The sequence below is a fragment of the Gemmatimonadaceae bacterium genome (assembly GCA_035633115.1).
GTDB lineage: Bacteria > Gemmatimonadota > Gemmatimonadetes > Gemmatimonadales > Gemmatimonadaceae > UBA4720.
The window spans coordinates 463,749-478,228 of the sequence record DASQFN010000047.1 but is presented as its reverse complement, the minus strand read 5'-3'; the positions used below and the strand labels follow the sequence as shown (position 1 = coordinate 478,228).

At 57.3% G+C, this 14,480-nt stretch carries 14 protein-coding genes and 1 tRNA gene; 11 read left to right on the top strand and 4 right to left on the bottom strand.

The window, feature by feature from the left end; all coding sequences use genetic code 11:
- The 4 genes from VES88_06805 (at position 1) to VES88_06790 (ending at position 4,486) form a co-directional block, all read left to right on the top strand.
- Entirely contained in the window at positions 1 to 636 is a 636-nt protein-coding gene (locus VES88_06805) for a hypothetical protein (GenBank protein HYN81194.1), read from the top strand.
- A 4-nt stretch (positions 637 to 640) separates the two neighbouring features.
- Positions 641 to 907, top strand: coding sequence for an acylphosphatase (locus VES88_06800; GenBank protein ID HYN81193.1), 267 nt, complete (start codon positions 641 to 643; stop codon positions 905 to 907).
- 284 nt (positions 908 to 1,191) lie between these two features.
- Positions 1,192 to 2,382, top strand: a complete 1,191-nt coding sequence (locus tag VES88_06795) for a hypothetical protein (protein HYN81192.1) — start codon at positions 1,192 to 1,194, stop codon at positions 2,380 to 2,382.
- Between the two features lie 925 nt (positions 2,383 to 3,307).
- A complete protein-coding gene (locus VES88_06790; protein ID HYN81191.1) occupies positions 3,308 to 4,486 on the top strand; it encodes an ATP-binding protein in 1,179 nt (392 codons plus the stop codon).
- 1 nt (position 4,487) lies between these two features.
- Here the strand turns inward: VES88_06790 and VES88_06785 are convergent, their stop codons facing one another.
- The 4 genes from VES88_06785 to VES88_06770 form a co-directional block, all read right to left on the bottom strand.
- Positions 4,488 to 4,718 carry a hypothetical protein gene (locus VES88_06785; GenBank protein HYN81190.1) on the bottom strand — a complete coding sequence of 77 codons (231 nt, stop codon included), beginning with the start codon at positions 4,716 to 4,718 and terminating at the stop codon, positions 4,488 to 4,490.
- A 233-nt stretch (positions 4,719 to 4,951) separates the two neighbouring features.
- Complete coding sequence (locus VES88_06780; GenBank protein ID HYN81189.1) at positions 4,952 to 5,836, bottom strand: DUF1353 domain-containing protein; 885 nt, start codon at positions 5,834 to 5,836, stop codon at positions 4,952 to 4,954.
- 154 nt (positions 5,837 to 5,990) lie between these two features.
- Positions 5,991 to 6,116 (bottom strand): hypothetical protein, encoded by a 126-nt coding sequence (locus VES88_06775; protein ID HYN81188.1) that lies wholly within the window; start codon positions 6,114 to 6,116, stop codon positions 5,991 to 5,993.
- Between the two features lie 15 nt (positions 6,117 to 6,131).
- Positions 6,132 to 6,347 carry a hypothetical protein gene (locus VES88_06770; GenBank protein ID HYN81187.1) on the bottom strand — a complete coding sequence of 72 codons (216 nt, stop codon included), beginning with the start codon at positions 6,345 to 6,347 and terminating at the stop codon, positions 6,132 to 6,134.
- Positions 6,348 to 7,122: 775 nt separating this feature from the next.
- Here VES88_06770 and VES88_06765 point away from each other — a divergent pair.
- The 7 genes from VES88_06765 to VES88_06735 all read left to right on the top strand — a co-directional run bounded on the left by VES88_06765 (position 7,123) and on the right by VES88_06735 (position 14,471).
- Complete coding sequence (locus VES88_06765; GenBank protein HYN81186.1) at positions 7,123 to 7,293, top strand: hypothetical protein; 171 nt, start codon at positions 7,123 to 7,125, stop codon at positions 7,291 to 7,293.
- Positions 7,294 to 7,648: 355 nt separating this feature from the next.
- Positions 7,649 to 7,897, top strand: coding sequence for a hypothetical protein (locus tag VES88_06760; GenBank protein ID HYN81185.1), 249 nt, complete (start codon positions 7,649 to 7,651; stop codon positions 7,895 to 7,897).
- 13 nt (positions 7,898 to 7,910) lie between these two features.
- A complete protein-coding gene (locus VES88_06755; protein HYN81184.1) occupies positions 7,911 to 8,639 on the top strand; it encodes an Abi-alpha family protein in 729 nt (242 codons plus the stop codon).
- 968 nt (positions 8,640 to 9,607) lie between these two features.
- A tRNA-Arg gene (locus VES88_06750) sits at positions 9,608 to 9,681 on the top strand.
- 157 nt (positions 9,682 to 9,838) lie between these two features.
- Positions 9,839 to 10,279 (top strand): tyrosine-type recombinase/integrase, encoded by a 441-nt coding sequence (locus VES88_06745; GenBank protein ID HYN81183.1) that lies wholly within the window; start codon positions 9,839 to 9,841, stop codon positions 10,277 to 10,279.
- Between the two features lie 156 nt (positions 10,280 to 10,435).
- Positions 10,436 to 10,852 carry a hypothetical protein gene (locus VES88_06740; GenBank protein ID HYN81182.1) on the top strand — a complete coding sequence of 139 codons (417 nt, stop codon included), beginning with the start codon at positions 10,436 to 10,438 and terminating at the stop codon, positions 10,850 to 10,852.
- Between the two features lie 310 nt (positions 10,853 to 11,162).
- A complete protein-coding gene (locus VES88_06735) occupies positions 11,163 to 14,471 on the top strand; it encodes a hypothetical protein (GenBank protein ID HYN81181.1) in 3,309 nt (1,102 codons plus the stop codon).
- Positions 14,472 to 14,480: the final 9 nt, after the last annotated feature.

Sequence of the window (14,480 nt, the reverse complement as noted above, 5' to 3'; positions counted from 1 at the left end):
ATGCCGACATCGCCGGGACAGAGCGAGCACCGCCAGAGACTGCATCCGCCATTCGCGAAGCCGGATCCGGGGCGTGGCGCGACGCCGCACATGGCCGCCGAGGCTCCCGCAGACGAGACCGATTTTGCGGATTTCCTCGAATCTTCGGACGCGCTTGCGACGGAAGGTTTTGCGTTCGATTCGTCGGAAAGCCTGCCGTCGATCGATCGCTTCGTGGATGATCTGCCGTCTATCGATGAGTTTCTGCTTGAACCTGACGTGCCGCTGGCAGTACATCCGAACTCCGCGAAGGCGGCAGGCAGCGTTGCGAATCAGCACTTGGGGGAGACGGATAGCGAAGGCTGGGCGGAGGGTGACTGGCAATCCTACGATTGGAGTGGACTTGCTTCACTCGGCGCGCCCGTACCTGAAGCGGCGGAAGCGCACGCGGCGTGGTCTACGACGAACTGGGATGCGGGTCGGCATGCACCGGCTGACACGTCCACACATCTGCGCGAAGATGAAGTTGCCGCAGCGCTCGTCGAAATCGCTCGAAGGATCCGATCCGGTGAGCTGTCGCTTCACCAGTTCAGAGGCAGCCCGCCCGAGGCGGCCATCGTTGCGGCATTCGCGTCTCTGCTGCGAAACAGAGGGTAGGCACGTGCCATCGATACGCCTCCGCCTTCGCGGTCGCGTGCAGGGAGTCGGGTTCCGATGGTTCGTCCGCGTTCATGCGCGAAGACTCGGTGTCGCGGGGTGGGTGGCGAACCATCCCGACGGAAGCGTTGAAGTCGCCGCCTCCGGAGAGCAGAAGAATCTGGATGAGTTCTCGCGCGTGGTTCGTCAGGGACCCGATGGAGCTGAAGTTTCGACGGTCGAGGAGCTATCGTCACTGGACGACCTCAAAGCTCCTTTCGCTGTCCGATAGATCGACGCAACCGGGATCGTTCCGTTTTGAAAATTGGTTAGAATTCACCGCAGCCCGCTTCGTCCCGTAGCTCAGGTGGATAGAGCAGCGGTTTCCTAAACCAAACCCGCCTTACTTTGAAGGCGCTGTTTCATAGTGCGGCGTTGGCACTTAGGGAAATGCATTTGACCCAGTGGCCCGCCGTGACCCGCAAAGAATGCGCGCGAGTAGCGGCCCCGCGCCCGGGGCGCCAATATTGGCAGTGGCAATATTAGGCCTCCGCCACGAACTCCAGAGTGCCCCCGATGTGGTCGAGAAAAGTCGTCGCCATCCGCTGGCTAGCATTGACGTTCTCGCGCTTAGCCCTTCGTTCTGCGCCCTTCGCTGCGTTCGCTTTGTCCGCAGGGTGCGCCTCGCTGATTCCCGAACGGCCTGATTACTCCTTAAGACTTATGTCAGTTCAACGGCCAGCAACGGCCCAACAACGTTATGGGCGTGAGCATTTGGCCGTGATTTCCGACAGTGGTAAGACAAAATTCACGTTCGATGATTCGTTGGTGCGAATTACGCTCGCACCCATCACCGATGGTTTTGCATTCCGGCTCGAGAACAAGACTCTTCACTCTATCCGGATTGTGTGGGATGACGCTGCGATCGTTGATCCGGCTGGAGAAAGCGGGCGAGTACTACACTCCGGCGTCAAGTATGTGGATCGAAACAGTTCGCAACCGCCCACTGTCGTAGTAGCAAAGGGCTTTGTTACCGACATCGTCGTTCCTACTTCGAACGTTACGTACTCCTCAGGCGCTTACGGTGGGTGGCACACATCTCCTTTTCTCCCCCGTCCGCCAATGGTTTCTGCGAATCGAGAGGCGATTCTGTCGGACCTCCGAGAACGATATACCGGAAAGAGCGTAAAACTACTGCTCCCATTGCAAATTGAAGGATTTACGAACGACTACCTTTTCACTTTCTCTATTCTTGGCGTGCAGGGTGAACGAGCTGCAGCTTTACCGATAACGGAAACTGCGCGACCGATCTCGCAAGACGAAACGCGCGCTGAGGATAGTAATCGTAAGATTTCAAAAGTCACAAAGCCCGTTTCGGGTTCTGAACAACCATCGACAACTCCAGATCCAAAGGCGACGGTTCGGCCAACCACACCGATGGATGCCGAAGAACCATTGTCACCGAGCATCGCGCAATCCACTATCGGAGCGCCACGGTCTGAGGCCGACCGCCAAGCAGGAGTCATAGCGTTCGAAGAAGCCCAAGGCTATGTCGGTACCCACGAGTGGGCGAAGGCAGAGCAAACCTTTCAGAAGGCGATCCTGTACGATGGTTCTGTTGCCAAGTATCACGCCGCGCTGGGCTCGCTCATGATGTTGCTTCATAGATGGGCCGACGCTCAGGCATCGTATTCGGCAGCAGTGCTTCTCGACGTGGACAACCCCGAATACCGACGTAGGCTCAAAGAGGCACGAGCGCGTCGTTGAGGTAGTTGTACCATCCGACCGCGGCGCTTTCGGTTCCTCGCAACGCGCAAGCTGACACCGCACAACGAACGGCGAGCACTAAGATCGATTATTGCCGTAGGCAGGGTGATATGTTTGACCGTTACAACATCATTGGCTTGGCGGACCCGTCTTGCGGTCGCTCAAAGCTTTAACGTCAAATAAAGGCAACGAACACGATGGAAAGCGCGAGGGCTGATTAGCTGAGTTGTTGTAGGTCAACGCTGCCCCCATAGCTCAGGTGGATAGAGCAGCGGTTTCCTAAACCAAACCCGCCGTACTATGAAGACGCATTTTCATAGTGCGGCGTTGGCTTTCACGGACCATATTTGGCAGCATTGGCGCACACCGACCGGGAAAGTCTACGGCAAAGTTTTGGAGGTCGAGTCATGCTTCACCAAATCAGAATGATTAGATACCGGGATCACTTACTCCATGCTGAGTGCCACTCCGGGGGCGTCGCCTCTGTAGTTCCACCGGACGTTGCGCGGGTGAGCAACGCAACATGGCGCGTCACAATTGACGGGAGCACTATTCCCGGCGAACGGGCTGGCACGCCAGATGACAACGACGAAGAAATCGTGCAGTGGGCGAAAGAATGCGCAGACGCCTACTTGTCACGCGCTTGACTTGATCACAATCGCGGTGAGTGCGCGGCGGTTGAGCATGTTGCTGGCAGCCGCTATGTCGCTTACTTGCAGTAGTTCGAGCCAAACGTACACGCTATATCGCAACAGCGTTGTGAACGACTCGCTAAGGGTGCATGTGGCCACCTTCGATGCTGGGGAGAGCGAGATATACAATCGCGACATCTGCAACGAAGTGAGCGCTTTGATGCACGCGAAGTCAGGCCCGGTGAAACTGCGTTACTGGTGCGAAAAAGGTCGATATCGGAAATGAGCCCCCAGTGAGACTTCGGGGCAAGCTGGTTGGAGCTATTGAACCAGTGGACTTGGCATCGCTCCACGAGAATCAGGTCGGCGAGTCCCGGCTATTAGACTACAAGCTCGAACTGCCGGGGAATTCAACAAAAGAACGGATGGAGTTCCTCGCAGACGCCACTGCGCTAGCAAATACTGCGGGTGGCGTGATCGTATACGGGATTCGAGAAGCAAAGGACTCTGAAGGACAGAACACCGGTCTACCGCAAGAGATAATCGGAATTCCCCAGCTACGCTTTGCAGCGGAGGAAGCGAGGCTGATTTCAATGCTCAACGATGCTGTGAGCCCAGCAATCGGGGGTGTGGCCAAGCTACAAGAAGTCGCAAACCCTGCTGGTGGCGATCCACTTCTGGTGCTTGGAATCCCGCAAGGGTTCGCAGGCCCGCACATGGTAACGCTCGAAAAGAGCAATAAGTTTTGGCGACGCTCAGAGAGCGGGAAGTATCAACCAGCCATCAACGAGCTGCGCTCGATGTTCAATGAGCATTCGGTTTGGTCGGAAGCCGCCGAGATGTTTCGGGCGAAGCGCCTCGCCCGAACCGAGACCGGCGACGTGGCCGGTTGGCTCTATACTGGGTCACCAGCCTTCTTTCACGTACTACCGCTCGGTCGGCTTGACGTAATGCTGGATCTGAGCGGACGTTATCAGGAGTTGCTTCCACGTCTTTTCCCGCCTGGATCAAGCGGGGGCAACGGCCGTTACAATTCGGATGGGCTTATGGGTTACCACCAACCCGACACGCACATTAGGTCATATACGCAGCTTTTCCGATTCGGTGGGCTCGAAGGCTACGACAGCGGCTACGTAAGAAAGGAAGCCCAGTCGACCCAGCTCGCCGGTGAATACATGCTCCGGAATGCGTTGGATTGGTTTCCCAAATCCGTGGAGTTGCTTGCTACGCGACTCGATGTCGTTGCACCATACGCGCTCGGCCTTGCGGTAAAAGGTGTTCGCAATGCTCAAATCCTTGGCGTTCGGAGCTATGATCATGGCGAACCTATCAACGTTTCAGAAATAGTGTTGCCGCTGGTAGTCATCAACGTCGCGAATCCAGATACTGTGCGCGAAGCACTTTACCCAATGTTCGATGTTATCTGGCAGAGCGCGGGACACCCAAAGGCTCCGAGGTGGCCAACCTCGTGATTTACCGATAGCTAAATTCGGCAGCCACGTCTAGCGTGCGACGATGCCGATCAGCGATCGGAGAGGTCGGGTGTTCCGACGAATCAACAACCGCGACCAAGGTTTTCCGGGTGTCCTCGGGATACTCGTCGCCGGTGATCGGTTCCGCTTTGAGGACGCGGCCCCATGCGATCAGTACCAGCCGGGTTCGTGGAAGCCCATCCTTCGCCATTTGTTTCAGTTGGTCGAGCATTTCTCTGTTCATGTGTCACGCGCTGTCGCTCAGAGGTTCAACGGCAAAGTAACGGCAAAGACTCCGATGGAAACTGTTAGGGCTGATTAGCAGTTAGCGCTGGAGTTGAAGGGAGGGCCGAGGTAGACCAGATCGACCGATTCGTCCGAGACGTGCGGCCGATTCACGTCAAGGTTGTCGCCGTAGTACAGAGAGTTCTGTGTCATCGAGGTGACGTTACGCGGTGATGCGGTTCACATCAAGTAGCGGCCATGACGTCTGTGACGTGCGGCCGATTCGCGCGAAGCGTCAGAACGCGTGCCTAACGGGCGTTGTGCGGCTTCGAGCGTCGTCACCGCCGTACTCGAAACCAAGCGATCATCGGTATCGAGCGCGACGCCGAATATTGCGAGATCGCCCGCAAGCGAATCAAACATTGGAGGCAGGGAATCCTTTCCGCTCGAGGCTCTCGCAGGAATCGGCTCGACATCGCGATCGAGATCTATTCGAAGGGGTGGAGGCACTCTTGGGACAGTCCGTAGCAATTCGGCGCTCGTCAGCTCTTCAATCCGAGAGAGTGAGATATCGGGATGTCGCCTGATGAACTCACGGCCCCGTAGAAAGTCAGCATCTGACGAAACTGCTCGAGTTGGCGGCTGCACCTCCTGGAGGAGCGCCACGAGCGTTACGGAATCCAGTTCGTCCTGTCGGCGTTGTCGCTTCCAGCGCGGCCCCCAGTGATAGACCGCGAAGTACATGACTTTTCCCGAGACCAACCCAACGCCGCCCAAACGGGAGGCATTGTAGAACATGCGATGAACATCCTTCCACGGTTTGTCACGCCGATCACAGGCGACATCATGAACCACCGAGGCGTTGCGATACTTGCCTTCGAATGGCCCGCCGATGAATGACCAAAACGGTTGGGGAATCGAGGCGCCATTTACGATCGAACCCGTCGGCGCCGCCCACCGCATACTAGCCTGATCCACGTACGCAAACGCCGCAAGAAGTTTCATATCTCGCCCGTTCGACAGCCATTCAGTCTGTAGCGCTCCTTCGAACTTACCCCAGCCGGGTTGCGCGGATGCCTCGATGCTGAGGAAACTGAGCAACAGTGTTGCTACACGGAAGCGCATCACGCTACCCTCCATGATGGTTGTTGTTATCTAACGGACTGCTGCAAGCGCAGCTCAGGCTGACCCCAAGATCACTCGGGGCCATTCATCTGGCTGAACGCGATTGGGCTCCCAGCATCTGAGAAAGCTCTTCGCGCGCGACCTCGCGCCCAAACTAGCCCTCGAGATCGTAATAATCGAGCGACCAATGCACAGTCTTTGCCTTCTCGCCTGTCTTTGCCTTCTCGCGCGAATCAAGCTCGGCTTTCCGGCCGGCCCGCGCAATCTCCCACCGTGGCAAGTAGCCGCGACCATCTCACCCCGCGCGGCGCACCGTCGCCGCTTCCAACGCGTCAAGACGCCGCACAAGGTCGCTCGATTCGATGATGGCGCGTTGCGCCGTGCACACTTGGGCGAGCGCGTTCGCCACGCGCACGTCGAGCGGCAAGCGCGCGAGCTGACGTAACGCACCGGCCAGCAACGCACGAGCACCGGCGGGCGTCTCCAGATCGAGCACGTCCACGTCGACCACGTCCGCAATCGAGGGCGCGGATGGGAGCGCACCGTAGGCTTTCGATATGCCCCCACGTTTCCCCATCGCTTTCACACGTGCCCGGTCCTCAGGGTGCGCCGAGTGAAATCGGCAATGCGCGCCGCGCACGACGGCGTTCTTACACCGTCCACCCCCACGCGCAATAGCCGTACAGCGGCAATCCTCAGTCACTAGGCAACCACCCCAGGGGGGCGTCATCAGCAGCCCTAGGAGAATCCAAGTCGTGCGCGAGGCGTGGTCCCCTGTTAATAGAAGGAGGGAACCGAGGATGCCAATTCCAATCTCCAGCCACACAATAGTCGCTCGGCGTATCCAAAACCGTTGCGCTATGTGAGCGAAGAATATCACTAGGTCGATCATTACTCCGGGTGTATCGTCAATCTGGAAATTTCCGATGATGGAAGGCGTGCCCTACATCGATAACACAGAATACACGCTGTGGGAGCACGAAGCGGCGTAGCGCGTCGGCACAGGGCAAAGAACTACTCAGTCATACAGGTTCAACTTCAAACGGTAACTGTATAGTTTCCAACAGGTTTCTCAAAGCGCCCCCGTAGCTCAGGTGGATAGAGCACCGGTTTCCTGAACCAAACCCGCCGTACTATGAAGACGCATTTTCATAGTGCGGCGTTGGCTTTCAATGACCCTATTTGACCGTATTGGCAGGCACTGACCGGCAAACATTTTCGGTGTTCCGTAGCTTTATTGCGTGCCGTCCGATGCTGATCGGTTCCGCTTCCTCTCCGCTCACAAGTTGACGCTTCACACAAACGGCGAGCACTACATGGTGCATTACTGCCGCACCCGCGGACCAGGACAGCCGCCGCTCTATTATCCGGTTTCCAACGGCACTTCAGCCAAAGAAGCGATCGACCGCGCAATTGAGCGATACAACCTCAAGCACGGAATCAAGGACGCAGGATGATTTACGATCCTCGACAAAATGACTAGCGAAGAACGCAAGGAGTACGCACGTTCAACCGCTCAACGATCGGGAGACGCCGTGAAGGATTACAAGCCCCCGAAGTTCACCGCCGCGCAAACGGCAGCCGCATTGGAGCGAGCTGGCGTCAAGAATGTTTGCCCGGCGTGCGGAAGTACCGCGCGGCCGGCCGTTCGGCCAATGAATGCAAGTCTTAACACGATGCCAGTCGAAACGGTGCAGGTCCTAATTCTTACTTGCGCCAAATGCGGGTTGATCCGGCACTTCGACAACGACGTCCTCAAGGTCGAGCCATTGCCATAGAGCAAAAGCGCACGGTGCAATCAATAAAAAAACCATGACCTCGCCAAAGTTTTCGTACGCGATTGAGGTGGAAGAAATCGACCCGCCTGCTGGTCAGTTCACCCATGCGGCGACGATCGTGCAGCTCACACGCGAAGACGCTGACGGAGCAATAGCGGAGCTGCCGGCCCCGTTCCCCGAGGTGTGGGGAGAAGATCGAAGCGAAGCCGCACGAAAGGCGCGTGTCAGAATAGATGCCTGGATCGCAACGCAAGGGCCGAATTACCCCAAAGGCTCCGCGTAACTATCTTCGGGGTGTGAGCCCCATAACCCCCGAGGGCGTCGGATTAGCGATCGCGGCCTATCGTCTTACTCCGACGGCAGCAAAGATTTTCTTGCGAATTGTCGGCCCGCTCGCAGACGGAATAGGGCATTCAATCGTTCCCGGGTTTTTGATCGATCGCCGAAGGAAACTGGCGGAGCGTGCAATAGCAGGCCTTCAGGCCGCGCGGGCCGAACCCGTTGAAGTGCCGCCAAAGATTCTTCTCCCACTCCTCGAGCACGGTGGGCTGGAGGAGGACGAGATGCTCGCGGAGAAGTGGGCCGCGTTGCTGGCCAATGCAGCCAACGGACAGACGCCGGGGAAAGTGCGTCCGATCTATATTCAGATTCTCTCAAGCCTGACTCCGCTCGACGCACGAGTCCTTGAGGCCATTGCTGCGATCGGCTACAACCGCCCATTCAGACGCCTCACGCCGCAGCTTTCACAGCTGACGCTAATTCACGAGAGACTCAACGATCCAAGTCTGCCCCAGACCGAAGTCGAGCAGGGAGTTGATACGCTGATTTCATTCGGCCTGGTTGAACGACTTCCGCTTGACGACGACGACGGCTCCAGCTTCGCCGACAAAAACAAAAAGATTCAGCGATTCATTGCCCGGTCCGGCCGTCCGCGTACCCTGGACGTCCACATTACAGTGCTAGGTGAGAAGTTTCTACTTGCCTGCACAATGCCCGAACCACCTTCAGATGAGGTGCCAGCGTAAACGCGCGCTCCGAGACGACCTCGCCACCCGACTGAGGTACTGCTCGCCGCGGGCGTCAGAACGGGCTTCAGGAATTCATTGGGTGTTTTCGCGCGAAAAACCACCTTAGCAAACTATTTTCGCAAACACTTTAGGCGAATTTGTTTTGCAAAACCGGAATTGAACCGATGGTTAGTCGGTTTCGAAAATCCGTTGCTCCTTACGGCTTTATAGAGGGAAAAACGGTCAGAATCGAACCTATAGACCGATGGTCAAGAGCACACGCTTGCCAGGCGTGAGTCCTAAAAAGTGTGAGCGAATATTTCGCCCCTTGCGTGAAAGCACGAACTCGCCCAAACTCGACTCAGGTACAAAAAAAGTACGGCCCGGAGGCGTGTTGCTCCGGGCCGCAGATGAAACAAAGCGGGGGGCGCGTTTGGTAACCCTGGGTCCCTTCATAGGATCTACAGGCCGGGTTCGATCCCCGGGCGCTCCACCCTCTGTGTAGTACACACGTTCTACGCATGCGCTACACACCGTCTATATCTAACGGTGTACTGACAACCGTCAAGACAGGCGTCGCGACAATCGTCGCACACTCGTCTTACGGCTGATCCGGCTTGACGACGGGCTTTACGGGGCGCTCCGCGAGTTGAGGCGCGGGGTTGCCCCAGCCGTTCAAGAATATCGCTGGTCAACTCAAAAGAGTGCGTTTAGGCATGAACGAGTGTCGTGCCAGTGGATCCGAGCCACTCCTTGTGGCATTGGTTGAGAACATACTTCGCAGGGTCAGGCAGACTATCGAAGCCCCCCCAGAGTTAAGGGTCGCCGCAGGCTCCGGATGGAAGACACGTGATATGTCTGACCAACATCATCGACTCAACGGACCGGCCCCGCGCGGTCGCTCAGAGGCTCAACGGCAAACAAACGGCAAACAAAGCGATGGAAACCGCGAGGGCCAATTAGCTAAGTTGTTGTAGTGCAACCTCGCCCCCGTAGCTCAGGTGGATAGAGCAGCGGTTTCCTAAACCGTTGGCCGGGTGTTCGAGTCACCCCGGGGGCACTGTCACTCAACGACTTACAGCGATCATGTTCCGCTTTTGAGCCGGTTGGACAAATAGCACCGGGAGTTGGGCCGTTTCCTCGGCATTGTCCGTCTTATGTCGGTCGATAATTCAACCGACATAACGGTGGGCCAACCGACATAAGCGCGAGCGACAATGCCGACCCTCGCTGACTCGCTCGCCGTTGCCATCGACCCCGTAGAACTGGCGCGGCGCGCCGAGATCGAGCCGGACCGGCGCCAAGTGGAGTTACTACGGACTAATGAGCGGCAAATCATCGTGAATGGCACCAGACAATGGGGCAAATCGACGGTTGCCGGATTGCTCGAGCGGCGCATAAAGACGCTTCGCCGTCCCTTTGCGAGTGCCGCAAAGCGGGCCGGGGTGCAGCAAGGATTCCGTCAGCATGACCTCCGCCACCGCCTGGTGACTCTCCGCGCTGATGCGGGCGAGCCGATTCAAGATGTTCAATACGAAGCCGGGCACGCGCAGATTACAACGAGGATGCTCTACTACAAAAAGACACCCGTGCACCGGCGGCGGGCGCTCGTCGAGAAAACGACGGAGCTGCGTCTGGCAAGCGTGAGCGGCGCGTAGGTCGTCACGGTGCAAGAATCGACGTACGACATCTTGATGCTCTTGGGGACGTGGTTTGCTGCGATCGGAACGGTCAGTGCCGTCGCGGTCGCTCTGTGGCTTGCTCGCACACAGAATCGCCCGTCGCTGAGCGTGCGCGTGACCTATGGAAGCATTTTGATCGTCGGCCTTCCGACCAGTCCGGCGCCGCAGTACTTGAGCATCCGCGTCGTCAACGATGGATTTCGCGATGTGGTGATTCAGGGGGTATTGTGGAAGGTCGGCTTTATGGGACGCGGACGGTTTATTCAGATTCCGCCGTTACCACCGCTCGCGCCACAGCTACCACACCGACTGCCTCCCGGAGACAGCGCGAATTTTCTGTTTGAAAGGTCGAGCTTCGAAAAGAATGCCGAGAACTTACGCGATGCGCTCGCGAGACAACCGCTGCGTCCGTTGATTGGCGACAGAGTTTCCGCTGGCGTACACATTTCTGGCGGTGAGGAATTCTTAGCGCATCCCGACGAGGAGGTTATGAAGTGGCTTCGACGCACCGACACCGACGCAAAACTACCAACTGGGACGGCCCCATAACCGAGGACGAGCGGGAACTTGTACCCGGATGCAACTGGCTACGGAGTTCGCGAATTGAAACTGAATGCCACCGTGATTCGTGCCGTAACGCAAGGACACAAACTCGGGTAAAGTGAATCGACCGGGCGCCGCAAGAGAGTAGGGAACTGCACGAAAACGATGCGTCCTGTTTGAGATTGGCCTTGCCACACTCCGTTGCAGGGCCAAACTTCTGTCCGCGGGAAACTGCGAGCGCGGCGTGTGGCTTTCGTCGCGCGTTGCGCCTCGTCTGAGTTCGGCGAAGGGACTATCTCGAACTACTTGCCTCTGAATGCCACCAATTGAAGCCGAGCTGACAAGACACGCCGAGGCAGTATTCGAGGCGATGGAGACGGCAGTGCGGCAACGCACCAACGAAACCGAGCTGCGACTGCTTGTCGAGCCAGTAATTGATAGGGCGCTCAGAGACCTTTACGGGTTTTCGCTGACGCAAATACGGTCTGAACGCAGAAGCGCAGGAGGCAGGCTTGACACTGCCTACGGCGGCGTTGTCGTCGAATACGAGTGGCGAATGGATACGCCTGCAAAAAAAGAACACGCAGCCGAACAGGCACTCCAGTATCTCGAATCGGAAAGAGACCGCATCGGAACAACCGAGATGTTCTCGGCGGTTGTGTGCGACGGCGCAACGTGGGGATTCTTGGTGCGCGACGAGGGCGTACAGCCTAGCCTGGATTTATTCGGAGCGCCGTCCACGTATGCCGCGGATCAATTCATTTGGCGCACTAACTCGACTGCCGCGTGTCGCCGGTTTCTGCAAATTGTGGGTTCGAATCCAAAGGCGGCTGTCACCGGCGCGGGCCTTGTCGAAGCGTTTGGCCCCGGTTCCGAAGTCGCTCGTCGCCTGCTGAGTCAGATGCTGGAGGTCGTGCATAACCGCGCTGCGGGCGACCGTGTGGATACGTTCTTTCGGGAATGGCGCCGGTCGCTCGAAGTTGCGTACGGCACTCTAGATGATGGCGACGGCCCAGCGATAACGGCCTTGCGGGCCGCTTACGGTACGACGACAGATGCCTTATTAGGTGAGCATCTGTTCGCGCTACACTCGTATTTCGCATTAGGCGTTCGCTTGGTTGCCGCGGAAATCTTGGCCATTTCGGGCCAAGAGTCGGAGTCCCAGCCGTCACACTGGCCAACGCTCGATGACGGTCAAATAGCCGACATGCTCGTCAGGCTTGAGCAAGGGCGGATTCCGAGCACGATAAACATTGGAAACCTCCTTGAAGGCGACGTTTTCTCTTGGTACACGGAGAACCTCGCTACTCGGGTTGCCTTTCTCGATGGAATACGTGATCTATGCGCAGCGTTAGGCAACTTTGCTTTTCCACGTATCGCGTATGGCGCAGCGCCGACGACTGACTTGCTACGTGACCTGTATCAAGGACTTACGCCGCGCGAGCTACGGCGCTCGCTTGGTGAATTCTTAACGCCTAGCTGGCTCGCGCAGGCCACACTAGACGCTGCGAGTCGTAACGGCGCTGCGCTCGCTGCGGGTAGAGTGCTCGATTGCACCTGCGGGACAGGGACATTTCTCACGCCAGTCATAACGAGTCGCCTTCAATCGCTGCGCTCCACGACTCCCAATCCAACTCAGGCTGAAGTACAAGCGGTTTTGAATGATGTCGTCGGCATAGACATCAATCCAGTTGCGGTGATCGCCGCAAGGATGAACTATCTAATCGCGCTTGCTGACTTAGCCAGCGTTGGCGATTTGTTTTTGCCCGTGTGGCTCGCTGATTCGGTGCTGTTGCCTGCTGAACCTCCATTGCAGGCGGATTTCGTGAGAGACGATGCGCTTTCCGGTCGCCGGTATCTTGAATTCTTGACGAGTCTAGAACAGCCATTTGCGGTGCCGGTCGAATTCCAAACTCAGGCCAAAATCTCTCAGCTGGCTACGCTCCTTCGACAATCAATCAGAATCGCGCTGCCTGAGGACGAATTTGTACAAACTTTGACTGCTGAGTTCGGACTTGCTGGCCTAACGCCAGTCACCCAATCGGTCAGCGAGTGGGAAAATGCTGAGGCCGTTCTCCGCGTCCTGTATTCTCGTCTTCTCGAGCTTCATGCACGTGGCGTCGATGAGGTATGGGCCGAGATTATCGAAAATCGATTCGCGCCGCTTTCTTTGGGCCGTTTCGATGTGGTCGTAGGGAATCCACCGTGGTTGACCTGGACTCGTTTGCCAGAAGCATGGCGTCGGAAGGCGGAACCGATTTGGAAGGATTATGGAATTCATCGGACTCCGCAAATGCCCGGAGTTGTCGAAACTCGCTCCTTGCAAACTTCCGACATCGCCGTGCTCGTCACCGCGACCGCTATTGAGCGTTACTTGGCCCCCAACGGTGTTCTCGCTTACGTGCTTCCAAAGTCAGTAATCACAGGCGACCCAGCTAACCGCGCGTTTCGACTATTTCACATAAGCAGTGCACGCGAAGCAACCGCGCGACGTGTCATAGACGTTCGCTTCCGGCCGGTCGAAGTTATGGATTTCTCGGAGGTCCAGCCTTTTAGTCCTGAGGCAAGCAACTCGCCGATAGTTGTCGTGCTACGGCGCGACCAAGTTCATCAGTTCCCAGTTCCGGGTTCGCGTTGGGTCCGGGCGGTTGGAGGAACTCAGATTACAGACGGACAGTGGGACATTGTCCGGAGAAGCACTGTGCGAGGGGAGGACGTTGCGTGGACGCCCATCAGTACGTACGACGCCTCTCCGTTGGCGTGGTGGCGGCCCGGCGAGGTTCCACTTCGTGGGCAGCCTTCGACCTACACGTTTGGTGTTGGGTTTCATACTCGTGGGGCGAACGGGATATTCTTTGTAACTTTGCGCGGGAGGGTTGATCGGCAACGAAAAATTAGGGTGGAGAACATTCCCAGTGCGGGACGAGACCAAGCCGTAATTGCGCGCGGCCCCCAAATCGGCGCCGTCGATGCCGACCTCGTCGTTCCAGCCGTGAGAGGACGAGACGTCGGTCCCTTCAGCGTTGAGCCCAGCCAATACGTGATTCTTGCCCATGATGTCGCAACTCGCTCTCGGCCGCTAACGCAGGCAGAAATGACCGGGCCGTACCGGGCAACACATGCATATCTCGCACAGTTTAGAGAGCGGCTCATTGACCGCCCGAGATATTTTCAGTTTGTGGCAACAGCGCAACTGTGGTGGCATTTGGCCGGGGTTCGCCATTTCGAGCCGGGTGGGTTTCTGGTCTGTGTGAATGAAATCGCGATTCCGCCGGCTGCCGCAGTTCTCCGAGAAATCTGGGATCCATCTCTTGGGCGGACCGTGATGCCCGTTCCCGACCACAAAGTGATTTTCTATCGAACCGTTGTGGAGGAGGAGGCTTACTATTTGGCAGGAATGATCAATTCTCCTGCATTGCAGCGCCTCTTGGAACGCTTCGCCAATTTCACTGCGGTGTCTCCCCTCACGTTGCGACATCTTCCGATTCCACGATTCGACGCTACTAACCCAGCGCATCAAACGCTTGCACGACTGTCAAAGCAAGCACATGAACTGACGGGCGGTGCGCGTGACATTGCCGTCGCGAGTCTTGGCTTGGCCGCGGAAGTTGTCTTACAGCCTTAATTGCCGGGG

What these genes read in the sequence shown, in the direction of transcription:
- VES88_06745 (HYN81183.1), top strand. Translation starts at nt 9,839, where the DNA reads ATGCCGACCCTCGCTGACTCGCTCGCCGTTGCCATCGACCCCGTAGAA.
- VES88_06785 (HYN81190.1), bottom strand. Translation starts at nt 4,718, where the DNA reads ATGCTCGACCAACTGAAACAAATGGCGAAGGATGGGCTTCCACGAACC.
- VES88_06795 (HYN81192.1), top strand. Translation starts at nt 1,192, where the DNA reads ATGTGGTCGAGAAAAGTCGTCGCCATCCGCTGGCTAGCATTGACGTTC.
- VES88_06735 (HYN81181.1), top strand. Translation starts at nt 11,163, where the DNA reads ATGCCACCAATTGAAGCCGAGCTGACAAGACACGCCGAGGCAGTATTC.
- VES88_06805 (HYN81194.1), top strand. Translation starts at nt 1, where the DNA reads ATGCCGACATCGCCGGGACAGAGCGAGCACCGCCAGAGACTGCATCCG.
- VES88_06760 (HYN81185.1), top strand. Translation starts at nt 7,649, where the DNA reads ATGACCTCGCCAAAGTTTTCGTACGCGATTGAGGTGGAAGAAATCGAC.
- VES88_06780 (HYN81189.1), bottom strand. Translation starts at nt 5,836, where the DNA reads ATGCGCTTCCGTGTAGCAACACTGTTGCTCAGTTTCCTCAGCATCGAG.